21 protein-coding genes are annotated in these 24,776 nt (G+C 71.2%); 11 read left to right on the top strand and 10 right to left on the bottom strand.

Features of this window, described 5'->3' with window-relative positions; translation table 11 throughout:
• Positions 1 to 64: 64 nt before the first annotated feature.
• Positions 65 to 529: a GbsR/MarR family transcriptional regulator gene (locus LNK82_RS23380; protein WP_230569132.1), complete on the top strand. Its 465-nt coding sequence runs from the start codon at positions 65 to 67 to the stop codon at positions 527 to 529.
• Here the strand turns inward: LNK82_RS23380 and LNK82_RS23375 are convergent.
• The 3 genes from LNK82_RS23375 to LNK82_RS23365 are packed head-to-tail and all read right to left on the bottom strand — an operon-like array spanning position 466 to position 3,198.
• Positions 466 to 1,419, bottom strand: coding sequence for a COX15/CtaA family protein (locus LNK82_RS23375; protein ID WP_230569131.1), 954 nt, complete (start codon positions 1,417 to 1,419; stop codon positions 466 to 468). The genes LNK82_RS23380 and LNK82_RS23375 overlap by 64 nt on opposite strands.
• A 46-nt stretch (positions 1,420 to 1,465) precedes the next feature.
• Entirely contained in the window at positions 1,466 to 2,263 is a 798-nt protein-coding gene (locus LNK82_RS23370; RefSeq protein WP_372470601.1) for an ABC transporter permease, read from the bottom strand.
• Complete coding sequence (locus LNK82_RS23365; protein ID WP_230569130.1) at positions 2,260 to 3,198, bottom strand: ABC transporter ATP-binding protein; 939 nt, start codon at positions 3,196 to 3,198, stop codon at positions 2,260 to 2,262. The genes LNK82_RS23370 and LNK82_RS23365 overlap by 4 nt, the downstream gene beginning before the upstream one ends.
• 91 nt (positions 3,199 to 3,289) lie before the next feature.
• Between LNK82_RS23365 and LNK82_RS23360 the strand changes: the two genes are divergently transcribed.
• Entirely contained in the window at positions 3,290 to 3,961 is a 672-nt protein-coding gene (locus LNK82_RS23360) for a DUF998 domain-containing protein (protein WP_230569129.1), read from the top strand.
• On the top strand, positions 3,958 to 5,985 hold the full coding sequence (locus LNK82_RS23355; protein WP_230569128.1) for a glycosyltransferase: 2,028 nt from the start codon (positions 3,958 to 3,960) through the stop codon (positions 5,983 to 5,985). Before LNK82_RS23360 ends, LNK82_RS23355 begins: the two co-directional genes overlap by 4 nt.
• Positions 5,986 to 6,158: 173 nt before the next feature.
• Here the strand turns inward: LNK82_RS23355 and LNK82_RS23350 are convergent, their stop codons facing one another.
• Positions 6,159 to 9,803 carry a patatin-like protein gene (locus tag LNK82_RS23350; RefSeq protein WP_230569127.1) on the bottom strand — a complete coding sequence of 1,215 codons (3,645 nt, stop codon included), beginning with the start codon at positions 9,801 to 9,803 and terminating at the stop codon, positions 6,159 to 6,161.
• A gap of 269 nt (positions 9,804 to 10,072) precedes the next feature.
• Positions 10,073 to 11,641 carry a polyprenol phosphomannose-dependent alpha 1,6 mannosyltransferase MptB gene (mptB, locus tag LNK82_RS23345; RefSeq protein ID WP_372470620.1) on the bottom strand — a complete coding sequence of 523 codons (1,569 nt, stop codon included), beginning with the start codon at positions 11,639 to 11,641 and terminating at the stop codon, positions 10,073 to 10,075.
• 110 nt (positions 11,642 to 11,751) lie between these two features.
• Here mptB and LNK82_RS23340 point away from each other — a divergent pair, with 110 nt between their 5' ends.
• The 8 genes from LNK82_RS23340 to LNK82_RS23305 are packed head-to-tail and all read left to right on the top strand — an operon-like array spanning position 11,752 to position 18,378.
• Positions 11,752 to 12,453 (top strand): helix-turn-helix transcriptional regulator, encoded by a 702-nt coding sequence (locus LNK82_RS23340; RefSeq protein ID WP_230569125.1) that lies wholly within the window; start codon positions 11,752 to 11,754, stop codon positions 12,451 to 12,453.
• Positions 12,450 to 13,895: a Fe-S cluster assembly protein SufB gene (gene sufB / locus LNK82_RS23335; protein WP_230569124.1), complete on the top strand. Its 1,446-nt coding sequence runs from the start codon at positions 12,450 to 12,452 to the stop codon at positions 13,893 to 13,895. The genes LNK82_RS23340 and sufB overlap by 4 nt, the downstream gene beginning before the upstream one ends.
• A 1-nt stretch (position 13,896) precedes the next feature.
• On the top strand, positions 13,897 to 15,072 hold the full coding sequence (sufD, locus tag LNK82_RS23330; RefSeq protein ID WP_230569123.1) for a Fe-S cluster assembly protein SufD: 1,176 nt from the start codon (positions 13,897 to 13,899) through the stop codon (positions 15,070 to 15,072).
• A complete protein-coding gene (locus LNK82_RS23325) occupies positions 15,069 to 15,389 on the top strand; it encodes a non-heme iron oxygenase ferredoxin subunit (protein WP_230569122.1) in 321 nt (106 codons plus the stop codon). Before sufD ends, LNK82_RS23325 begins: the two co-directional genes overlap by 4 nt.
• 51 nt (positions 15,390 to 15,440) lie before the next feature.
• Positions 15,441 to 16,214 carry a Fe-S cluster assembly ATPase SufC gene (gene sufC / locus LNK82_RS23320; RefSeq protein ID WP_230569121.1) on the top strand — a complete coding sequence of 258 codons (774 nt, stop codon included), beginning with the start codon at positions 15,441 to 15,443 and terminating at the stop codon, positions 16,212 to 16,214.
• 45 nt (positions 16,215 to 16,259) lie between these two features.
• Positions 16,260 to 17,537: a cysteine desulfurase gene (locus LNK82_RS23315; protein WP_230569120.1), complete on the top strand. Its 1,278-nt coding sequence runs from the start codon at positions 16,260 to 16,262 to the stop codon at positions 17,535 to 17,537.
• Positions 17,538 to 17,539: 2 nt separating this feature from the next.
• A complete protein-coding gene (gene sufU / locus LNK82_RS23310; RefSeq protein ID WP_230569119.1) occupies positions 17,540 to 17,983 on the top strand; it encodes a Fe-S cluster assembly sulfur transfer protein SufU in 444 nt (147 codons plus the stop codon).
• Positions 17,980 to 18,378: a metal-sulfur cluster assembly factor gene (locus LNK82_RS23305; RefSeq protein WP_230569118.1), complete on the top strand. Its 399-nt coding sequence runs from the start codon at positions 17,980 to 17,982 to the stop codon at positions 18,376 to 18,378. Before sufU ends, LNK82_RS23305 begins: the two co-directional genes overlap by 4 nt.
• 403 nt (positions 18,379 to 18,781) lie before the next feature.
• Here LNK82_RS23305 and LNK82_RS23300 read toward each other — a convergent pair whose 3' ends face one another.
• The 5 genes from LNK82_RS23300 to LNK82_RS23280 form a co-directional block, all read right to left on the bottom strand.
• Entirely contained in the window at positions 18,782 to 19,195 is a 414-nt protein-coding gene (locus LNK82_RS23300; protein ID WP_230569117.1) for a CBS domain-containing protein, read from the bottom strand.
• Positions 19,196 to 19,288: 93 nt separating this feature from the next.
• Positions 19,289 to 20,404 (bottom strand): carboxylate-amine ligase, encoded by a 1,116-nt coding sequence (locus tag LNK82_RS23295; RefSeq protein ID WP_230569116.1) that lies wholly within the window; start codon positions 20,402 to 20,404, stop codon positions 19,289 to 19,291.
• Positions 20,405 to 20,486: 82 nt separating this feature from the next.
• Positions 20,487 to 22,190 (bottom strand): GGDEF domain-containing protein, encoded by a 1,704-nt coding sequence (locus LNK82_RS23290; RefSeq protein WP_230569115.1) that lies wholly within the window; start codon positions 22,188 to 22,190, stop codon positions 20,487 to 20,489.
• A gap of 41 nt (positions 22,191 to 22,231) precedes the next feature.
• Positions 22,232 to 23,305, bottom strand: a complete 1,074-nt coding sequence (locus LNK82_RS23285; protein ID WP_230569114.1) for a lycopene cyclase family protein — start codon at positions 23,303 to 23,305, stop codon at positions 22,232 to 22,234.
• Positions 23,305 to 24,273 (bottom strand): MASE1 domain-containing protein, encoded by a 969-nt coding sequence (locus LNK82_RS23280; RefSeq protein ID WP_230569113.1) that lies wholly within the window; start codon positions 24,271 to 24,273, stop codon positions 23,305 to 23,307. Before LNK82_RS23280 ends, LNK82_RS23285 begins: the two co-directional genes overlap by 1 nt.
• Between the last annotated feature and the right edge of the window lie 503 nt (positions 24,274 to 24,776).

The raw sequence follows: 24,776 nt of genomic DNA, 5'->3' as shown, positions 1-24,776 counted from the left end.
AGCACACGACCTATCGTGGCTTCAGTGTCGACCGAAGTACCGGTCGTCGAGCCGAGGGGGTCGGATGAGCGTCGGACGGGAAACGCGGCTGTCGGCGTGGATCGAGCGGTTCGCGGCGCACTTCGCCGAGGAGGGCATCCCGCTGATCGGCGGGCGCATCCTCGGCTACCTGCTGGTGTGCCAACCCACGGAACGGACCGCCGCCGAGCTGTCTCAGGAGCTGGAGGCCAGCAGCGGCTCGATCAGCACGAACCTGAAGTTCCTGGTCAACGCCGGTCTCGTGACGAAGCGGACGCGGCGCGGCAGGCAGGCGGCGCAGTACCGGATCAACGAGAAGCGGTGGGTCGACCTGATCCAGCGCAAGCTGGACGCCCTGGTGAGCGTGCGCGAGCTGACCGAGGCCGGGATGCGGCTGATGAGCGGTGACCCGGAGCGCGCCGTGCGGCTGCGGACCGTGGACGACCTCTACACGTGGCTGGCGACGGAGCTGCCCGCGGTCTGGGAGCGCAGGCCCTCGTCCTCGCGCTGAGGCCGTTCGCGGGTCGACACCCACAGGGCGGCGGTGGCGACGACGACCGCGCCGGCGCCCAGCACGTGCAGCGAGACCAGCACCTCGGGCACGCCGGTCCAGTACTGGACCATGCCCAGCGCGCCCTGCGCGAGCACGACGGCCACGAGCACGTAGTACGGCCGCCGCGGCACGGGGTGACCGCGCAGCGCGAAGCCCACCGCGATGAGCATCCCGAGGAACAGGAACAGCAGGTCGGCGTGCACCTGCGACAACGTGTCCACCGACACGTCCAGCCGCGGGGTGGCCGCGTCGCCCGCGTGCGGCCCGGCGGCGGTGACGAACGTCCCCGCCAGCAGCAGCAGCCCCAGCGTCACGGCCTGCACGACCTGCAGCTTCAGCAACGCCCGCGGCACGCGCGGCCGGGCGGGCTCGTCGCCCTCACCCAGCGCCGCGACCAGCAGCACGGCGAACCAGACCAGCAGCATCGACACCAGGAAGTGCACGCTCACCGTCCACCACAGCAGGCCGGTGAGCACGGTGAACCCGCCGATCACGGCCTGCAGCACGACGCCGCCGAACTGCACCAGCGCCAGCACCACGACCCGCTTGCGCCGCGGCCGGTTGAACCACGCCGCCAGCACGCACAGCCCGGCGATGACCCCGACCACGCCGGTCAACGTGCGGTTCCCGAACTCGACCCACTGGTGCAGCGACGCCACCTCGGGGTGCTCGACCGGCACGAGGCTGCCTTCGAAGCACTGCGGCCAGGTGGGGCAGCCGAGGCCCGACCCGGTCACCCGCACGATCGACCCGGTGACCGCGATACCGCCTTGGGCGATCACGACGGCGATGGCGAACGCGCGCTGGAACGTGCTCAGGAAGGTGGTGAACCAGGATGGGGCGGACACGACCCGATGGTAGGTACCACTGGCTGAGAACCGCCGCCCGGGGGTGTCACCCGAGCTTCGTGGTCTTCACCGCCAGCGCGCCCGCGGCCACGCCCCAGACCACCAGCACGGCGACGTGACCCGGGCTCGGCGCCGTCCCCTCGACCACGGCGTCGTGCAGCGCGAGCGCGAGCGCGGCGGACGGCAGCGCGTCGACGACGGTCGCGAGCCATGTCGGCAGGCTGTCCACGCCGAGCGCGACGCCGCCGATGAGCAGCAGCACGAACCACACGATGTTGGCCAGCGCGAGCACGATCTCCGCCCGCAGCGCGCCGCCGAGCAGCACGCCGAGCGCGCCGAACGACAGCGTGCCGAGCACGATCAGCCCGACCGCCCACAGCAGGCCGGTCGCGGACGGCAGCCGCCAGCCCAGCAGCAGCGCGATCACGGCGATGATCAAGACCTGCACGGCGACCACGGCCAGGGCCGCGACGACCCGTCCGGCGACCAGCAGCCAGCGGGGGAGCGCGGTCGCGGCGAGCCGCTTGAGCACGCCGTAGCGCCGGTCGAAGCCCAGCGCGATCGCCTGCCCGGTGAACGCGGACGAGATCACGGCCAGCGCGAGGATGCGCGCGGTGGCCGAGCCGACCCGCGGTTCGGGCACCGGGATGACGTCCATGAGGCTCATCGCGACCAGCAGCGCCGCCGGGATGAGCACGGTGAGCAGGATCTGCTCGCCGTTGCGCAGGGTGAGCACGGTCTCGGTGCGGGCCTGGGAGAGCAGCATCCGGCCGAGCTTCCCGCGGCCGGGCGCGGGCGTGAACGTGCCCGGCTTGAAGGTCGGGGCACCGGAGGATTCGGTCACGAGCGCAGCTCCCTGCCGGTCAGCTCGAGGAACACGTCCTCCAGGCTGCGCCTGGCCACGGTGAGCTCCTCGGCCAGCACGCCCTGCTGCGCGCACCACGAGGTGACCGTGGAGAGGACCTGCGGGTCGATGGTGCCGTGCACCAGGTAGGTGCCCCGGCTGGCTTCACGCACCTCGAGGCCTTCCGGCAGGGCGTCGCGCAGCAGCGTCAGCTCCAGCCCGGGTCGGGCGCGGAAGCGGAGCTGCCGGTCGTCGGCGTGGTGCTCGGTGAGCTCGGCCGGGCTGCCCTGCGCCACGACGCGGCCGGCGTCGACGATGACGACGTGGTCGGCGAGGGCTTCGGCCTCGTCCATGAGGTGGGTGGTGAGCAGCACGCTCACGCCGTCCGCGCGCAGCGCCGACACGAGCTCCCACACCAGGCGGCGGGCCTGGGGGTCCATGCCGGCGGTCGGCTCGTCCAGGAACACCAGTTCGGGCCGTCCGACCAGGGCGCACGCCAGCGACAGGCGTTGCTGCTGCCCACCGGACAGCCGCTTGTACGGGGTGCGCACCGCGGACGACAGCCCGAGCACGTCGAGCAGCCACGCCGGGTCGAGGGGGTTGGCGGCGCAGGCGGCCACGAGGCGCAGCATCTCGTCGGCCCGCACGCCGGGGTAACCGCCGCCGCCCTGCGGCATCACGCCGATGCGGGGGCGCAGCCGGTCGCCGTCGCGCTTCGGGTCGAGCCCGAGGACGCGGACCTCGCCGCCGTCGGCCCCCCGGAATCCCTCGCACACCTCGACGGTCGTCGTCTTCCCGGCGCCGTTGGGGCCGAGGAGCGCGAGGACCGTGCCGGTGTCCAGGGTGAGGTCGAGTCCGTTCACCGCGACGGTGGAGCCGTAGCGCTTGACCAGCCCCGACACTTCCACGGCAGGGTGCGGGGGGTGCGGGCTCACGACGCGGAAGCCTAGGGCGTCGCCCGCCCCGGCCCGGTGGTGGGGTCAGCCCCACCAGGGTTCTCCGGGTGGCATCAGGGTCGTCTCGGGGGTGTTCCCGATATCTTCCGTCACCATTCCGGGCGAAGATTTTCCCGTGGTGGAGATCCGGGGGAAAAGACGGGCGGCGGTGTTGCCGCTGGCTGTTGTGGGGCTTGTCCTGTCGCTGTTCCCGATTGTTTACCTGCACGTGGCGTCGGTCGGCGAACTTAGCCCCATCGCCCACACGATCAGCGACTACATCTTCGTGGACAACGGCAGCGGGCTGCTCGCCGTCACCTCGCTGACGCTGGCGGCGGCGTCGATCGGCCTCCTCCTCGCCCTGGTCCGGTCCGGTTTGCCCAGGCGGGGACCGGTGGCGCTGCTGATGGGGCTGTGGTCGGCGGGGTTGGCGGTGGCGACGGTGTTCCCCACCGACCCGACCGGCACGCCCACGTCGTTCTCCGGCGCGGTGCACCGGTACGCGGGCGCGGTGATGTTCGCGAGCCTGCCGCTGGCCGGGTGGCTGATTTCCCGCACGTTCATCTCCAGTACCACGCTTCGCCGGTTTTCCGTTGCCGCGGGTATCACCTCGGTGGCATTCATGCTCAGCCACGTCTCGGTGGTCTACCCGGGCAACGGCGCGGTCATGCTCGGGCTTTTCGAGCGCGTTTTGTTCGCGTTGCTCTACGGGCTGTTGTTCGCGTTGGCCTCCGCCGTCCTGCGCCGCGAGGAGGCGTCATGACGTGGCTCGCCGTCCTGCTCGCGGTGCTCGGCGCCGTGTTCTTCGCCTACGCCGCACGCCTGCAGCACGACGCCGTGCGGGCGAGCGAGGGCGCCGCGTTGCGGGTCCTGGACCTGCTGCGCAGGCCGCGCTGGCTGCTGGGCCTGGTGCTGCTCGTCCTGGGCGCCGGTGTGCACGCGGCGGCGTTGGGCATGGCGCCGTTGAGCGTGGTGCAGCCGGTCGGCGTGGTCGCGATCGGCATCACCGCGGTGCTCGACGGTCGTCGGCGCGAGCTGCCCGCGGTCGCGTGGACCACGTTCGGCGTCGGGGCGTTCGTGCTCCTGGCCGCGGGCAGCGCCACGTCCACCGCGGTCGTGCCGGAGGCCGAGGTGAAGGCCGCGCTGCTGGCGCTCGGCCTGATCGCGGTCCCGGGCCTGGTCGGCGTGCTGTCGACCCGCCCGGCGGTGCGCGCCCTCGGTTTCGGCGCGGCGGGCGGTGTCGCCTACGGCTTCGTCTCCGTGCTCATGCGGTCGGTGTCCCAGGACGTCCAGCAGGGCGGCCTGGCGTGGACGACCGCGTTCTCGGCGGCGGGCATCGTCGCCGCCCTCGTCGTCGGCGGCTGGTTCATCCAGCACGCCTACGCCAGCGGACCGCCGCACGTGGCGGTCGCCTGCCTCACCGTGGTGGACCCGCTCGTGGCCGTCGGCATCGGCGCGGGGCTGCTCGGCGAGGCGACCCGGACCAGCCCGCTCGTCGGCGCCGCCCAGGTGGTGTGCGCCGCGGTCGCCGTCGGCGGTGTCGTCGCGCTGGCCCGCACTCGAACCACTTCCGCAGTTCCCACCAGATCGGAGACGACAGTGACCAACGGACGCGCCATGCGGATCGTGATCGCCGCGGAGACGTTCCCGCCGGACGTCAACGGCGCGGCCCGGTTCGCCCACCGCCTCGCCATCGGCCTGGCCGGCCGCGGCCACGACGTGCACGTGATCTGCGTGTCGGCGGACGGCGCGGCCCGCACCGAGCGCGCCGACGGGATCACCGTGCACCGGGTCCGCTCGCACCGCACGCCGTTCCACCGCACGTTCCGCATCGGGCTGCCGTGGCAGGTGCGCGAGGACGTCGGGGTGCTGCTGGAGGAGCTGCGACCGGACCTGGTGCACGTGCAGGCGCACTTCGTGGTGGGTCGGTACGTGCTGCGGCAGGCGGCGGCGCGGGGGATCCCGACGGTGGCGACGAACCACTTCATGCCGGAGAACCTGTTCGGGCACGCCCACGTGCCGGCGTGGTTGCAGGGCATGGCGTCGAGGTGGGCGTGGCGCGACCTGGGGCGGGTGTTCGGTCTCGCCGACGTGGTGACCGCGCCGACGCCGCGGGCCGTGCAGCTGCTGCACGACAACGGTTTCCCCGAGCGGGCGGTGCCGGTGTCGTGCGGGATCGACATCGACCGGTACCGGGGGCGTCAGCCCGTGCGGCACACCGACGCGCCGACCGTGCTGTTCGTCGGTCGGCTGGACGAGGAGAAGCGGGTCGACGAGCTGCTGCGGGCGCTGGCGCTGGTGCCGCGGTTGCACGCGGAGATCGTCGGTGACGGCTCGTGCCGGGCCGAGTGGGAGCTGCTGGCGCGTGACCTGGGGATTTCCGACCGCGTCCGGTTCCGCGGCTTCGTGAGCGAGTCCGAGCTGCTGGACGCCTACGCCGCGGCCGACGTGTTCTGCATGCCGGGCATCGCGGAACTGCAGAGCCTGGCGACGATGGAGGCGATGGCCGCGGGCAAGCCGGTCGTGGTGGCGGACGCGATGGCGTTGCCGCACCTGTGCAAGCCGGGCCGCAACGGCTGGCTGTTCACGCCGGGTGACGTGCGGGGCCTGGCGGACCGCCTGCACGCCGTCACCGTCGACCCGACCGTGACCGCCCGGATGGGTGCGGCGAGCAGCGAGATGATCGCCGCGCACGCCATCGACACCACCCTGGAGACCTTCGAGTCCCTCTACGCCCGCGCCCTGGGCCTCCCCACCATCCACCGCACCCCCGCCCTGGCCGCCTAACCCGGCCCGCGAGAGTCCTACGTTCAGGCCTCGAGAGTCCTACGTTCAGAACGCATGAATTCAACGCTCAGAACGGGTCGGTGCTTGGAACCCGCCGTCTGACCGTTGAATTCACGGGTCCTGAACGTAGGACTCTCGGCCCGCGAACGTAGGACTCTCGCGCGCGTGAGGGGTTAGTCGAGGTCGGAGCCGGTGGCGGAGCGGTGGGCGGCGCGGTTGGCCACGCGGTGGCCGTTGGCGGTCAGGCAGGGCTTGCCGGTCGCGTCCAGCCCGGTCAGGAACTTGAACAGCATCCCGTGACCTTCCAGCCGCTTCAGCAGCGCCTCGGCCACCTCGTCCGGCTCGAAGTCCACAATGGACATCTGTTCCACCAGGGACGTGGCGATGGTCCGCCTGGCCCGCAACGGCACCCACCACGTCGTCACCAACAGCAGCACCAAGCCGAACGCCAACGCCGTGCCGAGCACCGCCTCCCACCCGGTGAACCGCAGCGAGAACGCCTGCACGACCGCCGCGATGACCAGCAGCACGCTCCCGTACACCGCGGCCCACCCGGCGGTCGCGGACGCGGGCGGCTCGGCGGCCTCCGTGTCCCACACCCCGTCCACCTGCCGCCACCGGCGCAGCGAACTGCCCAGCACGTACGACGTGACCCCGCCGAACACGATCGCCACGACCGTGCCGACCACCACGAGCGCCGGGCTCAGGTCGTACAGCCGGTACCGCACCACGGCCCAGACGCCGACCACGATCGCCGCCGCCACGAGCACCCGCACCAGCAGCCGGGGCTTGAGCCGGATCTTGCCCAGCACGGCCAGCGGCGTGCCCACCGGCGCGGGCAGGCTGCCGATGATCAGCAACCCCACCACGACCAGCAGCACGCCACCCACCGCCACCATGCCCGTCACGGCCTGGTCGCCGGTCTCGCCGGACGCCATCGCGTCCCTGGTCCGGTCGATCGCCACCGTCACCAGCGGGATCACCGGCGACAGCAGCACCAGACCGTGCAGCAGCGTTCCCGACCGCAGCGCCGCGTACCCGAACGCGGCCAGCAGCGTGCCACCGCCGAACGCCGCCGCCGGACCGACCGCCCACGGCGGCAGCAGGTCGAACAACGACAGCACCAGCAGCGCCCCGCCCAGCGCGAACCCGAGCAGCCCCAGGAACTGCGCCAACCGCCCGCCCCTGGTCAGGCCGGTGATCGTCCAGTACGGCAGCAGCGCCGCCCCGCGCAACGTCCTGGTCAGCGGTTTCGCCGTGCCCAGACCCGAGTTGTCGCTGTCGGCCACGGTGATCGCCACCGCCGCGGCCGTCGCCGCCGTCCGGATCACCTGGTCGCTGCTCGCCTCCTGCACCAGCGGCTCACGCCCGATGCCCGCCCGGTCGAACGCGCTCAGCCCCCGCACGCCCACCTCGATCCGCTCCGCGTCCGTGCGCACGGGCAGCCGGGCCAGCAGCGCGGCCTGCTCCTCCAGGAACAGCTCGCCGCGCGACCGCCGGTCCGCGCCCTCGTGCCGGTCGGCCAGGATCGCCGCGCGCAGCGCGGGCAGCTCCTCGCAGATGATCCGGACGTGCAGCCCCCACGCGGCCAGCTCCGCCAGCGCCGCGCACGTCGGCGGGTGGTCGCCGTCCGGGCTCGCGTAGACCTTTCCCAGTTCGGCCTTCGCCCGCTCGACGTACGGCCCGAGCTCGTCCGGCACGCCGTCGCCGAACAGCTTCACCACCAGCTCGTCGACCTGCGCCGCGGCCCGTTCGACCGGGTCGCCGCCCGCGCCGGTGAGCCGGTCGACGCGCAGCAGCCGCTTCGGGTCGAACACCACCTTGCACAGCATGGTCGCGCCGTCGAGCCGGCCCCAGATCCAGTCGTTGACCCGCCAGGACCGCTTGAGGAACCCGGAGAACCGGTGCAGTGACGCGCCGCCCGCCTTGTCCTCGGCGGTGATGCTGTACTCGGCGAACGCGTTGCGCGTCTGCAGGCTGATCTGCACCAGCTCGACGGCCTGGTCGAGGCCGCCGCGGGTGTCGTCGGCCAGGCACGTCGTCGCGACCTCCAGCGCCAGCACCCGGGACAGCCACAGCTCGCCCGCCACCAGGCCCGCCTCGGCCTCGGCGTCGGTGCGCGGCTCGGTCAGCAGCCGGTGCCACGACCGCAGCTCGCCGACCCGCAGCTGCTCGGGCTCCAGCTGGTCGAGGATGTCGTGCGCGTCGCCGAGGACGCCCGCGATCCGCTCCACCTGCTCGCGCACCCGCTGCCCGACGCCGTCCGGCTCGTCCAGCATCTTCTCGGCGAACCGGTGGACCCGCCGTTCCCAGTACGCCTGGTCGAGCTCCTCGGTCCCGTCGGTGGTCCAGTGCTCGTCCAGCTCGATCCGGGCGGCGCGCAGCCTCGCCCGCACGTCGAACAGGTTCGTGCGGGCCATCGCCAGCCGCTGGGCGTCCGGCATCACCCACACCAGCCGTTTGAGCACGTCCATCGCGGCGGACGCGAGCCGTTCGGCCATCGTGATGCCCCACGGCCAGCCGTGGTCGGGCAGCGCGACGGGCTGTGGCCGGGTCGGCACGTACGGCAGCTTGCTGTGGTCCGCGCGGTACTCGCGCTGCGCCGCCTCGGCCGCGGCGCGGACCCGTTCGAACGTCCAGCCGGCGGCGTTCGTGCCCGGCACCTCGAACTGGCGGGTCGTGACGTCGCGGGCGGCGTGCCGGATGCGCACGTCCTCGTAGTGCTCGTGCAGGGTCTCGGCCAGCGCGTACACCTTGTCGGTGACCGAGCCGCCGGACGCGAGCCGGTCCAGCAGGGCGTTGCGCCCGCCGCGGCGGGAGGCGGCGTTGCGGTTGTGCTCCTCGATGCGGTCGACGTAGGTCCGCCCGCTCTGGCTGGTCAGCGCGCCGAGCAGCTTGCCACCGGTGGCGATGGTGCTGGGCAGCGCGCCGTCCACGGGCGCCACCGGCTCCACCACCGCCTCGGGCGCGTGCGGGAACACCAGCAGCATCACCCGTCGGACCGGGCCCTCGGCGGGCATCCGGTCGATGGCCTCCAACGCCTCCTTGGTGGGCGTGTTGACCAGGACGCCGCCGTCGACGGCGTAGCGGGACCGGTTGTCGGTGTCGTTGGCCCAGGACGCGACCTCGGCCATGTTGGGCTTGTCGCCGTCGGGCGCGCCCGGCGCGACCGGGATGAAGGAGGGCTCGAACGCGAACGGGAACGACGCGGACGAGCGCGCGGCCAGCGCCATGCGGCTGACCAGCGTCGGGAGCTTGTCGGCGGTGAAGTCGTCCCGGCCGCCGGGGTCGCGGCGGAACGAGAAGCTGCCCTGGTGGGTGGCCTGCACGAGGGTCTGGCCGAGGTCGTCGTGGGTGACCGTGGGCACGCCCGCGAGCAGCGTGGTCGTGATGCGCAGGTCGACCGGCCGGTCCTCCTGCGGGGTGAAGTCGGTGGTCAGGCGTTCGAGTGCTTCCTGGAGCCTCGGGAGGAAGAACTCGTCGCCGCGCAGCAGCGACGCCGGTTGGCCGCGGAACGGCGTGCGGAGCAGCTGCTCCATCCGGCCTTGCTCGGCCCACAGGTCACGCAGCCGTTCCAGCCGGGCACTGGCGTTGACCTGCGACAACGCCAGCGCGGCGCCGTTGATGCCGCCTGCCGACGTGCCCGTGATGACGTCGGCGCGCGCCGTGCTGCCGACCATGTCCAGCAGGTCGGCGTACGGGCCGTCACCCCTGGTCAGCCGGTCGAGCTCGAGGACCACCCCGCCCATCCACACGGCGAGGCTCACACCCCCGTTCAGCACGACGGCGAACCGGATCTGCTCCCTGGGCACGTCCACCACCACGCCACCTCCCCTTGCCCCGATCCTCCCGCACCCCCTACCTCGCCCACCGCCCCCACCCGTTACACCCTCGCGTGTCGAACGCTCAGGTCCCGCGTGTCGAACCTTCAGGACCCCCGAGTTCTACGTTCGCGTCCGGACGCCTCGACGCGAGCGTTGAATTCACGGGTCCTGAGCGTTCGACACGCGGGACGCGAGTGTTCGACACGCGGGACCTGGAGGTTCGACACGCGGGACCTGGAGGTTCGACACGCGCGGGGGGTGGGTTAGGCGTAGCCCGGGAGGGGGTCGCGTTTGATCAGCGGCATGACCTGTTTGCGGGCGACGAACAGGCACACGGCGAACGCGATCAGAGCGCCCGCCACGGCCTGCGGCACGATGTAGGCACGGCCGTCGAACGCCGAGCCCGTCGGCGGCAGGATCACCGCGATCACGGCGCTGGCGGTGGTGGCGAACACCCGGAACCGACGCGCCAGCACGGCCGTGGCCAGCGGCAACGCCGCCCACAGCACGTACCACGGCTGCAGCACGGGCCCGAGCACGAGCACCGCGCCCAATCCGGCCCCCAGCCCGTTGACGGCCTTGATCCGACCCCGGAACGCCTTCCACAGCAGCGTCGCCACGATCACCACCGACACGGCCTGCGTCACGATCCGCATCAGCACGATCACCGACTCGGTGTGGTTGCCCAGCCCGAGCATCAGCCCGAGCCCCCCGCCCATGAACCCCATCGCGGTCGGCGGCGACATCCAGCTCTTCACGGTGCCCGCCACGTTCAGCGTCTCCACCCACCCGAACCCGAGCCCGGTGCCGACGCACGTCCCGACCATCACCACACCCGAGATGACCAGCAGCAACAGCGCCGCCCGCACCAGGTCGGAGAACCGCCCGCCCCACCGCCGCGCGATCAGCACGCCCAAAAAGCCGAGCGCCAGCGCGGCCGGGATCTTCACCGCCGCGCCGAACGTGATCATGGTCGCGCCGAGCACTATCCACAGCAGCTCTTCACGCGTCATCGGCGCGCCCGGGACCAGGGGCATCTTCCGCAGCGCCAACTCCAGCCCCACCAGCATCAAGCCGATCGCCAGGCCCTCGTTGTGCACGCCCACGACCAGGTGGAACAGCACCAGCGGGTTCGCCGCGCCCAACCACAGCGCGCTCACCGGCGGCACGCCGAAGCGCCGGGCCAACCGCGGCAGCGCCCACACGATCATCGCCAGCCCCAGCAGCCCCAGCAGCCGGTGCAGGAAGATGCCGGGCAGCACGCCGTCACCGGTCACCATCGAGATGACCCGCCCGGCGGCCAGGAACAGCGGCCCGTACGGCGCGGGCGTCTCGCGCCAGATGTTCGGCACGTTCTTCGTCAGGTCGTGCTCGACGCCCAGCGCCGTGGCCGGGCCGAGCTCGTACGGGTCCTGCCCGTTGGCCGCGATCTGCGACTGCGCCAGGTAGCTGTAGACGTCACGGCTGAACATGGGCAGCACGAACACCAGCGGCGTGATCCACATCAGCAGCGTGCGGTCGAGCTGGCTGCGCGACATCAGGCGGGGACGGCCCGGCCGGGCGAACCGGCCCAGCCACAGCCACGCCGACACGATGAGGAAGATGCCGGTCCACGCGACGGCCATCGACGCGCTGGGCATCCGCGGGAACAGCCCGAGCAGCGGCGTGCCCGGCAGCGGGCTGAAGATCGGCGCGGCGCCCGACCCGAGCGAGCCGACGGCCAGCAGCAGCGCGCCCACCGTGCCCCACCGGCGGATCACGTCGAGCTGTCGCCGTTCGGGCGCGTCGAGGGGTGCTGCCTCGCCGATCTCGCTCCGGTTCGCCATCACCATTCCGCCCGCCGCCACGTCCGAAGGGTAGCGACAGGCCGGGACGCGTGACTCGGGTCACCCGACGAGGGTCGATCTTTGCGGCCGCCCGCGAAATACGCAACACTGGTGTTGTGAAAAACGCCGGGACCGATTCGACCGCTGTGCCGTCCGGGCACGACGGCCGGACCCGGCACGCCGTCGCACGGCTCCTCCTGGAGCAGGGCCCGGTGACCGCGGCCTCGGTCGCGGAGCAGCTGGGCCTGAGCCCCACGGCGGTGCGCCGGCACATCGACGCGCTGGTGGCCGACGGCGAGGCGGCCAGCAGGGAGGCCCCGCGCCGGGGCCAGCGCGGCCGGGGTCGCCCGGCCAAGCTCTTCCTGCTGACCGAGCAGGGGCGGGCCCGCTTCGGGCACGCCTACGACGACCTCGCCGCCGCCGCGCTGCGGTTCCTCGCCGAACAGGGCGGGGAGGAGGCGGTACGAACCTTCGCCGAACGACGGGTGTCCGCATTCGTCGACCGGCACCGCGCGGCCATCGTGGCCCAGCCCGACGCCGCGGAGCGGGCCAAGGCCCTCGCCGTGGCGCTGACCAGGGAGGGCTACGCTGCCTCGGCGCGCCACGTGGGGGCGGGCGAGCAGCTCTGCCAGCACCTGTGCCCGGTGGCGCACGTCGCGGCGGAGTTCCCGCAGTTGTGCGAGACCGAGACGGCGGCGTTCGCCGACCTGCTCGGCACGCACGTCCAGCGCCTGGCCACCATCGCCCGCGGCGATGCCGTGTGCACGACGCACATCCCGAACACACCCCGGATCCCAGATGGAGGGGAGCCCGCATGACTGCCGCTGCCGAGCAGCGCACCACCACAGCCCCGCTCACCCAGGAAGAAACCCTGGCGAGCATCGGCAACTACGAGTTCGGCTGGTCCGACTCGGACGTGGCAGGCGCGAGCGCTCGCCGGGGCCTGAACGAGGACGTCGTTCGGGACATCTCGGCGAAGAAGAACGAGCCCGAGTGGATGCTGGAGTTCCGGCTCAAGGCGCTGCGGTTGTTCGACCGCAAGCCCATGCCGACCTGGGGCTCCGACCTGTCGGGCATCGACTTCGACAACATCAAGTACTTCGTCCGGTCGACCGAGAAGCAGGCGGCGACCTGGGACGACCTGCCCGACGAGATCAAGAACACCTACGACCGCCTCGGCATCCCGGAGGCGGAGAAGCAGCGCCTGGTCTCCGGCGTCGCGGCCCAGTACGAGTCCGAGGTCGTCTACCACAAGATCCGCGAGGACCTCGAGGAGCAGGGTGTCATCTTCCTCGACACCGACACCGCCCTCAAGGAGCACCCGGAGCTGTTCAAGGAGTACTTCGGCTCCGTCATCCCCTCGGGTGACAACAAGTTCTCCGCGCTGAACTCCGCGGTGTGGTCGGGCGGCTCGTTCATCTACGTGCCCAAGGGCGTCCACGTCGACATCCCGCTCCAGGCCTACTTCCGGATCAACACCGAGAACATGGGCCAGTTCGAGCGCACGCTGATCATCGTCGACGAGGGCGCGTACGTGCACTACGTCGAGGGCTGCACCGCGCCGATCTACTCGTCGGACTCGCTGCACTCCGCCGTCGTGGAGATCATCGTCAAGAAGGGTGGTCGCTGCCGCTACACGACCATCCAGAACTGGTCGAACAACGTCTACAACCTGGTCACCAAGCGCGCCAAGGCCGAAGAGGGCGCGACCATGGAGTGGATCGACGGCAACATCGGCTCCAAGGTCACCATGAAGTACCCGGCCGTGTTCCTGATGGGCGAGCACGCCAAGGGCGAGGTCCTCTCGATCGCGTTCGCGGGCGAGGGCCAGCACCAGGACGCCGGCGCGAAGATGGTCCACATGGCGCCGCACACGTCGTCCACGATCGTGTCGAAGTCGGTGGCGCGCGGCGGTGGCCGCACCTCGTACCGCGGCCTCGTGCAGGTCAACAAGCGGGCGCACCACTCGAAGTCCACGGTCAAGTGCGACGCGCTGCTGGTGGACAACATCAGCCGCTCGGACACCTACCCGTACGTCGACGTCCGCGAGGACGACGTGTCGATGGGCCACGAGGCCACGGTCTCGAAGGTCTCCGAGGACCAGCTGTTCTACCTGATGTCCCGCGGCCTCAACGAGGACGAGGCCATGGCGATGATCGTGCGCGGGTTCGTCGAGCCCATCGCGCGCGAGCTGCCCATGGAGTACGCCCTCGAGCTGAACCGCCTGATCGAGCTGCAGATGGAAGGGGCCGTCGGCTGACATGGCCGTCACCACCGAAGACCAGCAACACGGCCTGACGGCCCACTCGCACGGTGCGGGTGCCCCGATCTCCTCGCGCGCGGACCACTTCACGTCGTTCGACGTGAACGCGTTCGAGGTGCCCGGCGGTCGCGAGGAGATCTGGCGCTTCACCCCCATGAAGCGCCTGGCGAACCTGCACAACGGCGCCGAGGCGACCGGCACGGCGAACGTCGAGGTCAACGCACCCGAGGGCGTCACGGTCGAGACCGTGGCGCGCGGTGACGAGCGGCTCGGCGTCGCCGGCACGCCCGGTGACCGCGTCGCCGCCCAGGCCTGGTCGGCGTTCACCGAGGCCACCGTCGTGACCCTCCCCGGTGACGCGAAGTCCGAGCCGACCACCATCACGGTGACCGGCGCGGGCGAGGGCCAGGTCGCGTACGGCCACCTGCACGTGCACGCCAAGCAGTTCGCCGAGGCCGTCGTGGTCATCGACCACCGCGGCTCCGGCGCGTACGCCGACAACATCGAGTTCGTGGTCGGCGACGGCGCGCACCTCACCGTGGTCGCCATCCAGGACTGGGCCGACGACGCGGTGCACGTGTCGTCGCACCACGCCAAGCTGGGCCGCGACGCCTCGTTCAAGCACACCGTCATCACCCTCGGCGGCAACGTCGTGCGCCTCACGCCGGTGGTCACCTACACCGGCCGCGGCGGCGACGCCGAGCTGCTCGGTCTGTACTTCGCCGACGCGGGCCAGCACCTGGAGCACCGCACCTTCATCGACCACTCGGCGTCCAACTGCCGCAGCAACGTGGTCTACAAGGGCGCGTTGCAGGGCGAGGACGCGCACACGGTGTGGATCGGCGACGTGCTGATCCGCGCCGCGGCCGAGGGCACCGAGACCTTCGAGCTCAACCGGAACCTGGTGCTCACCGACGGCGCGCGCGCCGACTCGGTGCCCAACCTGGAGATCGAGACCGGCGAGATCGAGGGCGCGGGCCACGCCAGCGCCACCGGCCGGTTCGACGACGAGCAGCTGTTCTACCTGCAGGCCCGCGGCATCCCGGAGGACCAGGCACGACGGCTCGTCGTGCGCGGGTTCTTCCACGAGATCCTGCTCAAGATCGCCGTTCCCGAGGTGCGCGAGCGCCTGGAAGCCGCGATCGAGGCGGAGCTCGAAGCGGTGGGCGTGTGATCAGGGTGTGCTCGCTGACCGACCTCGACGACGGCAAGCCCGCCGCGTTCGAGGTCGGCGACGAGTACACCCCGGTCCTGCTCGTCCGCGACGGCGGGACCGTGCACGCGCTGCGCGACCTGTGCTCGCACGCCGAAGTGGCGCTCAGCGAGGGCGAGGTGACGCGCAAGGGCGTGGAGTGCTGGCTGCACGGGTCGTGCTTCGACCTGCGCACCGGCCGCCCGTCCTCGCCGCCCGCCACCGAGCCGGTCGACGTGTTCGCCGTCGAGCTGCGCGGGGACGACGTCTACGTGGACGTCACCGCAGCGGTGAACTGACCTTGGCTACGAACTGACTTTCGCTCGCAACACCAGGAGAACGAAGCACCAATGGCCACTCTGGAGATCAAGGACCTGCACGTCTCGGTCAACACCGACGACGGCGCCAAGGAGATCCTCAAGGGCGTCGACCTGACCATCAAGGCAGGCGAGACCCACGCGATCATGGGCCCCAACGGCTCGGGCAAGTCCACCCTGTCCTACGCCATCGCCGGGCACCCCAAGTACGAGATCACCTCCGGCAGCGTGCTGCTGGACGGCGAGGACGTGCTGGGGATGACGGTGGACGAGCGCGCCCGCGCGGGCCTGTTCCTCGCCATGCAGTACCCGGTCGAGGTGCCCGGCGTCTCGATGTCGAACTTCCTGCGCACCGCCGCCACCGCCGTGCGCGGCGAGGCCCCGAAGCTGCGCCACTGGGTCAAGGAGGTCAAGGAGGCGATGTCCGAGCTGGACATCGACCCGACCTTCGCGGAGCGCTCGGTGAACGAGGGCTTCTCGGGCGGCGAGAAGAAGCGCCACGAGATCCTGCAGCTCGGGCTGCTCCAGCCGAAGATCGCGATCCTCGACGAGACCGACTCCGGCCTGGACGTCGACGCGCTGCGCGTCGTGTCCGAGGGCGTGAACCGGTACAAGCGCTCCGGTGAGGTCGGCGTCATGCTGATCACGCACTACACCCGGATCCTCAAGTACATCTCGCCCGACTTCGTGCACGTCTTCGCCGGTGGCCGCATCGCCGAGTCCGGCGGTCCGGAGCTGGCCGACAAGCTCGAGGCCGAGGGTTACGTGAAGTACATCGGGAAGCCGGAAGCAGCGGGCATCGCCTGACGTTGCACCGTTCGTGAACACGTACCGAGAGGAGGCGTCGGAGCAGTGACCACGACCGTCACCCCGCTGGACGTCGCTACCGTCCGAGCGGACTTCCCGATCCTGGGACGCACCGTGCGGGAGGGCAAGCGGCTGGTCTACCTGGACTCCGGCGCCACCTCGCAACGCCCGAGGCAGGTCCTCGACGCCGAGCGCGCCTTCCTGGAGACCGCCAACGCCGCGGTGCACCGCGGGGCGCACCAGCTGGCCGAGGAAGCCACCGACGCCTACGAAGGCGCACGGCAGAAGATCGCCGACTTCGTCGGTGTCGATCACGGCGAAATCGTGTTCACCAAGAACGCGACCGAAGGCGTGAACCTCGTCGCGTACGCGATGGGCAACGCGGCCACCGCCGGTCCCGAGGCCGAGCGGTTCCGCGTCGGCCCCGGCGACGAGATCGTCGTGACCGAGATGGAGCACCACGCGAACCTCGTGCCGTGGCAGCAGCTGGCCGCGCGCACGGGCGCGACGCTGCGCTGGTTCGGCGTGACGGACGAGGGCAGGCTCGACCTGTCCGCGATCGACTCGTTGGTCAACTCGAAGACGAAGGTCGTCGCGTTCACCCACCAGTCGAACGTGCTCGGCACCGTCAACCCGGTGCGGGTGCTGGCGGACGCGGCCCGTGCGGTGGGCGCTCTGACCGTGCTGGACGCGTGTCAGTCGGTGCCGCACGGCCCGGTGGACTTCAAGGCCCTGGGCGTGGACTTCGCGGTGTTCAGCGGCCACAAGATGCTCGGCCCGTCCGGCATCGGGGTCCTGTACGGGCGCCGTGAGCTGCTGGAGGCCCTGCCGCCGTTCCTCACCGGCGGGTCCATGATCGAGATGGTGCACATGGCGCAGTCGACGTTCGCGCCGCCGCCCGCACGGTTCGAGGCGGGCGTGCCCATGACGTCGCAGGCCGTGGCGCTCGGCGCCGCGGTGGACTACCTCAACGCCGTCGGCATGGACCGGATCGCCGCGCACGAGCACCAGCTCACCGAGCTGGCGCTGCGCGGCCTGGCCGAGGTGCCCGGTGTGCGGGTCGTGGGGCCGACGGACGTGGTGGACCGCGGCGGCGCGGTGTCGTTCGTCGTCGACGGCATCCACGCGCACGACGCCGGCCAGGTGCTCGACAGCCTGGGCGTCGCGGTGCGCGTCGGCCACCACTGCGCGTGGCCCCTGCACCGGCGGATGGACGCCGCCGCCACCGTGCGGGCCAGCTTCTACCTGTACAACACGCCGGACGAGGTGACCGCCCTGGTCGACGCCGTCCGGGAGGCGCAGAAGTTCTTCGGGGTGGTCTAGGGATGCAGCTGCAGCAGATGTACCAGGAGATCATCCTGGACCACTACAAGAACCCGCACGGGCGCGGTTTGCGCGACCCGTTCGACGCCGAGTCGCACCAGATCAACCCCACGTGCGGCGACGAGGTGACGTTGCGGGTGTCGCTGGACGGCGACACCGTGCGCGACGTGTCGTACGACGGGCAGGGCTGTTCCATCAGCCAGGCGTCCACCTCGGTGCTGACCGACCTGGTGGTCGGCAAGCCGTTGAGCACGGCGTTCGAGAAGATGGACGCGTTCGTCGAGCTCATGCAGGGCCGCGGCCAGGTGGAGCCCGACGAGGACGTCCTGGAGGACGGCATCGCGTTCGCGGGAGTGGCGAAGTACCCGGCGCGCGTGAAGTGCGCGCTGCTGGGCTGGATGGCTTTCAAGGACGCGGTGGCACGCAGCGAGGGAGCAAAGGCATGACCGCCGAAGAAGACGTGGTGCGCGGCATCGAGGGCATGCCCGAGCCGCCCGCGCCGAAGGCAGACGTGGCCGCGGTGGATGACGTCGAGGAGGCCATGCGCGACGTCGTCGACCCCGAGTTGGGGATCAACGTCGTGGACCTGGGCCTCGTCTACGACATCCGCGTGGACGAGGAGAACGTGGCGCTCATCGACATGACGCTGACGTCCGCGGCGTGTCCGTTGACGGATGTCATCGAGGACCAGACGCGGTCGGCGCTGGTGGGTGGCGGTGGCGGTGCCAGTGGGATCGTCAACGACTTCCGCATCAACTGGGTGTGGATGCCGCCGTGGGGGCCGGAGAAGATCACGGATGACGGGCGTGAACAGCTGCGCGCCCTCGGGTTCACGGTCTGACCGGTTCACCGTCTGGTCCGCGCACTGCTTGATGCTTCGCAGGGGTCCCCGCCGAGGGGACCCCTGTTTTTAGTTTACCGGCGTGGTCTGACAATTCCGGAGGTCTGGCCGGGGTTCACATAAGGATCAAAAGAGTCCTCGCCGGACCGGCAGATCAGCAGGATGACGGCCGGTGGGTGGGGATGTGCCGGGTCCGTTGTTGGTCTGTCATCCCACCGACCTCCCTACGGGCTACCCCACGTATCAAGGGGGCGCGCGACATCAGTGCAGGCCGTGGGCAGAGGTGAACCCGCGCCCCCTTGACACGCGCGGTAGGGCGGAGCCAGGTCGGCGGGATGACCCGAAGCCCTCCTTTTGAGGTGAGGGCGTGCAGTGGGCGGTGAGGGCGTGTAGTGGGGGGCGGTTAGCGGGCGTACACGCGTTCCACGAATTCCGCGATCTGCGACTCGTCCAGGTGCCTGGCCAGGTCCGCCTCCGACACCATGCCGACCAGTCGGTGCGCCTCGATCACCGGGAGCCGGCGGATCTGGTTGTCCTCCATCGTCCGCAGCACGTGCGACAGGTCGTCGTCCGCCTCGACCCAGTGCAGGTGACCGGACATGTCACCGGCCCTCATGGACGCGGGGTCGCGGCCCTCGGCCACGCAGCGCAGCACGATGTCGCGATCGGTGATGATGCCGTGCAGCTTGTCGTCCTTGCCGCAGATCGGCAACGAGCCGACGTCCAGGTCGCGCATCATCCGTGCCGCGTCGAGCAGGCTCTGGTCCTCCTTGACGCACTGGACACCGGCGTTCATGATCTCCCGTGCGGTGGTCATGCCGAACCTCCTTGTTCGCGTACGACCAAGCATGCGCCGGTCGGGCGCGACCAGCACCTCGGCAGCGGCCCGCACGGGCGAGCGGGTGTGTACTCACACCGTCTGCGCGGCCAGCATGTCGACCACGTCCGCGAGCGAACCGCGCCGGCGGAACGCCCGCCGCTGCCGCACCGCACCCGTGCCGTCCAACAGCAACCGGTCGATGCCGTCGACCACCAGGTCCTCGTCCCCGGCGCCGCGCAGAGCCGGCCGCGTCCAGTCCACGAGCGCCCGCACGAGGTCCGCCGCCGGCACCAGCCGGCCGCTCATCGGCTCGATCCCCGCGCCGTCCAACCCGTCCCGGGCCGAACGCCACAACGCCGTCCGCAACTCCAAGTCCGGCACGCGCTGGGCAGGCACGCCGGCCAACGCCATCACGGCAATCGCCCGCACCAGGGCCGCGAGCACGACGGCCTCGTCCACGGTGGCCGCCACGTCGCACACCCGCAGTTCCACCGTCGGGTGCCGGTGCGACAGCCGCACGTCCCAGTAGACCATCGCCGGGTCCAACGCCGCCCCGCCCGACCGCAGCACCCGCGTGCCCCGGTAGTAGTCCTCCGCCGACTCGAACCACGGCGGCGCGCCCGCCGACGGCCACGGGCTCCACGACAGGTAGCGCCAGCTCGCGTACCCCGTGTCACGCCCGTCCCCGAACGGCGAGTTCGCGCTGATCGCCAACAGCGCCGGCAGCCACGGCCGCAGGTGGTTGCTGATCAGGACCCCGGTGTCCTCGTCCGGTATCCCGATGTGCACGTGGCACCCGCAGATGGTCAGCCCGTCGACCAACGACCCGTACTCGGCGGCGATGGTCCGATACCGGTCGGACTCGGTCAGCGGAGGCGGGCGCAAGCCGCCGAGCACCGGGGTGCCGGTCGCCACGATGCGCGCGCCCCTGGCCTCCGCCAGCGCGGCGAGCGCCACGCGTGCCGCGAGGAGCTGCTCGCGCACCTCGGCCATGCTCCGGCACACCCCGGTGGCGCTCTCCACCTGGTAGAGCGTCATCTCGGTCTGCAGGTCGAGCCCGGGACGGGCGTCGCCCAACACCTCGCCCGCCAACGGCACCAGCACCCCGGTGCTCGCGTCGACCAGCAGGAACTCCTCCTCGACCCCCACCGACAGCGGCAGGTCCGAGACGACTCGCGGGAGCGGTAGGGCGGTGACCTCGGTCACGGGGACCTCCCGAACGCTGGGTAGTCCGCCTGATGCTATGAGTAACCGAACGAGCCGCACATGCGGCTTTGCGGTGAACTTCCTAACTTACCGCGAGATGCGGCCCGCCACGCAGCACGTCGACGTGGTCGCTGCCTGGCCGCCCCAACACCCAACTGGTGCCCCGCAACGACTTCGCGTGCTCCTTCAACGGCGCCAGCAACCGGGAGACCTCCCGGTACGACCCGACCGACCCGGCCGCGCAGATCAACGTCGCCAACGACAACGTCACCCCGCGCCCCTCGGCCTCGAACGGCACGTCCAGCACACCCGCCGAGAACGGCACGATCTCGTCCAACCCGGCCACCACGAGGAAGTCGTCCCCGCCGACGTGCCCTATCTGCACGCCCGGGTACGACGTCGCGCCGTCGGTGAGCGCACGCCCTATGGCCCGGATCAGGTCGTCACCCGCCGCGAACCCCGCCGAGTCGTTCACCCGCTTGAACGCGTCCACGTCCAGCCACCCCACCGCGAACAGCTCGCCACCGAGGATGCGCCGGTCCACCTCGCGCGCGATCGAGTCGCTGCCCGGCAGCCGCGTCAACGGGCTCAACGCCGCCGCCTGCTCCACCTTCATCTCGGCGACACCGCGCACCACGTCCGCGACCCGCACCACCCCGAGGCAGCGGTCGTCGTCGTCCACGACCACCAGGTCGTCGTTGGTGCGCTCACGGTTCGCGTGCGCCACCACGTCCAGCAGCTCCAGCGCGCTCGAGTCCGCCCCGATCAGCTTCGGCCGGTCCGCCAGCCGCGCCGCCTCCCGCTTGGCGTGCAGGGCGTGCCCGAACGGACCCGTCACCGCCAGCAGGAACCGGTTGCGGTCCACCGTCCACCGCGGCCTGCCCTCGTCGTCCACGAGCACCACGCCGCTGACCGTCGGCTGGTTCGCGAGCACGTCGCGTACCTCCTCGGACGTCGCCGAGTCGGGCAGCGTGGTCGCCGGGTGCAGGAAGTCGGTCACCTTCGGCCCGGCCTTGCGCCGCAACGGCGCGGTCATCGTGCTCGTGACCGCCTCCGGGTCGTTGACCTCGCTCAGCACCGCCGCGATCGTCGCGTCCACCTTCGGCCGCCGCTGCGGGCTCGCCAGCAGGTTGCCCTGCGCGAGCCGCACCCCGAGCCGGCGCAGCGCGGCCAGCTGCGCCTCCGTCTCCACGCCCTCCGCGACGACCAGCGACCCGATGTGCTCGCACAGGTGCTGCAACGCCTGGGCCAGCGCGTACCGGGAGGGGTCGGTGGGCAGCGCCACCACCACCTCGCGGTCGAGCTTGATCACGTCGGGCTGCACCTCGGTCAGCAGCGACAACGGCGAGTCGCCCTCGCCAACGCCGTCCAGGCCGATCCGGAACCCGTCCTCGCGCAGCCGTTCGATGCCCTTGACCAGCAGCCGGCGCGGCGCGCGCGAGTACGGCGTGCCGACCTCGACCACCAGGTCGGCCGGCGTGCGCCCCACCTCGCGCAGCGCGCCGTAGAGCGGGGCCATGAGCTCGGGTTTGTCCGCGATCGTCAACGCGAGCAGGTTGACGTGCAGCGGCACGCCGAGGCCGTGGTCGGCCGCGTGCCGGACCGCGCGGCACGCGAGCGCCACGTCGGTGTTGGCCAGGTACCCGGCGCGGAAAGCCATCCGCAGCAGGTCCTGCACGTTGCCGTCGTGCGGTCGGGCCAGCGCTTCTACCGCCACGACCCCTCCGGTGTGGAGGTTGAACAACGGCTGGAAGGCGAAGCGAACGTCATCCAGCAAGGCGGGCACGGCCCCGATCGTGCCCGGTCGATCTTGTTTTGCCGAGAGCGTTAACCAGGTGTTCCCGCACTTTTGGCCGATTGCACAGGAAATACCAGCCGGGCGCGCATACCCCACGACACCGAGTCGAACAGCCGGAGCATCGCCCGGGCGGTCCCGCGCAGGTCATCGTGCCCGCCGAGGTAGTCGCGTTGAAGACTGCCGGACAATTTGAAGAAGCTGTTGAAGAATTCCGGTACGTCGTCGGGCGGCAGCGCCAGCAACGCCTCCATACCTCTCAGTCGCAACGTGCGCACTGTGCGTTCCGCCGCCGAACGCGTCACCTTCCGCCCCTCCGCGATCGCGTCCGCCACCACCGGCGCGCGCCGCAACGCCGCCGCCACGCTGTACCCCGTCGCCGGGTGGACCCACCCCGCCGCCGCGCCGAACGCGCCGTCCCGCGCCCGCCCGTCCAACGTGATGCGCACCCGTTCCTCGTCCCGCGGCACCGGGATGCCGTGCCGGGCCAGGCGCGCGTGCAGCCGCAGCCGCAACTCGCGCAGCGGCAGGCCCGGCCGGCGGGCCAACGACGTCTCCTCCAGCAACACCTCGTCCGCCGACACCGGGATCGCGTAGAGGAACGTCGGATCAGCCGTCGTGGCCGCGGGAGGCTTGCGCCAGTCCATGATCAGCGCCTCGTCGGCACCCACGAACGGCCTCGCCGACCCCGCGGGCACCACCACGCCGACCGCCGTCTGCGCCGCCCGACCACCCGCCGTGCCGGTCGCGTCGACCACCCGTCCGGTCAGCACCCGCCCGTCGGCCAACGTCGCCGTCCCGCCGGTGTGCGCGACCACGCGACCGGCGACCACCCGGACGTCGCCCGGGAGCCGCCGCAACCACTCGTTGTCCAGCACCGCGTAACCCCGCGCGATCACGTGCTCCGCCGTCGTCACCGCACGGGCCCTCGACGTGCTGACCGCCACCGGCGCGTCGGCGGGCAACTCGTCCACCCACGCCGCGTAGGTCGCGCGCCACGGCCGCTCCGGGTTCGGGTCGACCAACGTCGTGTCGAGATTCCTCGCCGCGCACGCCCGCGCCAACGCCCGTCCCGCCGGCCCGCCACCGACGACCACCACGTCCACTAGCGCTTCTCCCGCGGCTTGGGCGGCAGCAGATCACCCAGGGCCGGCGGTTGGTACTGCGCCACCACGTCCGCCAGCTGCGCCACCGTCCGCTCGATCGCCTCCCGCGCGGCGTTGCGCTCCGAGATCACCGCCGCCAGCAGCAACGCGGTCAACACCGCCGTCCCGTTGAACGCCTGGAGCGTCACCATGCGCACCACCAGGTCCAGATCGGCGAACGGACCCGTGCTGCGAGCCGCGCCCCGTGCTGCCAGGGTCGTCGCGATCAGCGCGCACGGGGCCGTGCCCAGGTGCTGGAAGCGCAGCGCCGCCCAGATCAGGAACGGGAACACCAGGTACATCAGCCGCAGGTCGTGCGTGGTCGCCACGGCCATGACCACCGCCGTGCTCGCCAGCAACGCGGAGGCCTCCAGCCACCGGCGCACGGGGTGGTTGCGCAGGCGCAGCGAGCGGAACGCCAGGACGATCGGCACGAGCACCAGCACGCCCAGCGCGTCACCGGTCCACCACACCGTCCACGTCGACCAGAACAGCGCGGTGTCGATCGCACCCGTCACCAGCAACGTGCCCGAGCCGATCGTCGCGCTGACCGCCATGCCCAAGAACCCGCCCAACAGCACGAGGGCGAGCGCGTCACGCGTGCGGTCCATCTCCTGCCGGAAGCCCGCTCTCCTGAGCAGGAGGTAGGCGACCACGGGGCCGACGGTGTTGCCCGCGGTGATGAGGACCGTCGCGCCGAGGTCGCTGAGGGGCGAGTTGGCCGCGAACGCGCCCAGCGCGATGCCAGGCCACATCTTCAGCCCGCCGAGCAGCAGCGCGAGCACGGCGACACCTGTCGGCGGCCACAGCGGCGTCACCTGGTCGTTGACCAACGCTTGGAGAAGACCGACCTCGGCGCCCACGTAGTAGCAAGCCGCGACCACGAGGACGTGGAGCGCGTACCGGCCGAGTCGAGGCGAGAGCTGCACGGGCACAGCATCCACCGTTCCCGGTGGGGGCACCACGCCTAGCTGCGGAGATGCCGCAACCGACCCCCCGATTTGTCTCTGCGTGGGGCGGGGTGTAACTTTCTCTCTGCCAGCGCGGAACGAGCCGGAGAAAGACCGGAGCGGAGCGCGGCGAGCACAAGCCCCCGGGACTGAATCAGCAGCACAGAGTGCTGCCTCGGTTCCGGACGGTAGTACAAATTGAATGCTAAGCGAGTTTGTCGCGGAGCCGAGAAGCCGAAACCGGCCGATTTGACACCGCGAAAACGAACGAGCTAAGGTTCAACCACAGCAAGCGAAACACCGGAAACACAAAGCCCCGGAATGAACCGCGGTAAGACGCGGGACGTGATGGTGAGCGCGTGTTCTTTGAGAACTCAACAGCGTGCCGAATAGCCAGTAAATTTATGAACCTCGTCAAGAGGTTTCCTTTGAGATTGTTACTGGACAACTGACATTACTTGTCAGTGTTGTTCGGAGCGATC

It is taken from the genome of Saccharothrix luteola, from assembly GCF_020859565.1.
Taxonomy (GTDB): domain Bacteria; phylum Actinomycetota; class Actinomycetes; order Mycobacteriales; family Pseudonocardiaceae; genus Actinosynnema; species Actinosynnema luteola.
The sequence above is the reverse complement of the archived record's forward strand: the minus strand, read 5'-3'. Positions and strand labels throughout refer to the sequence as shown.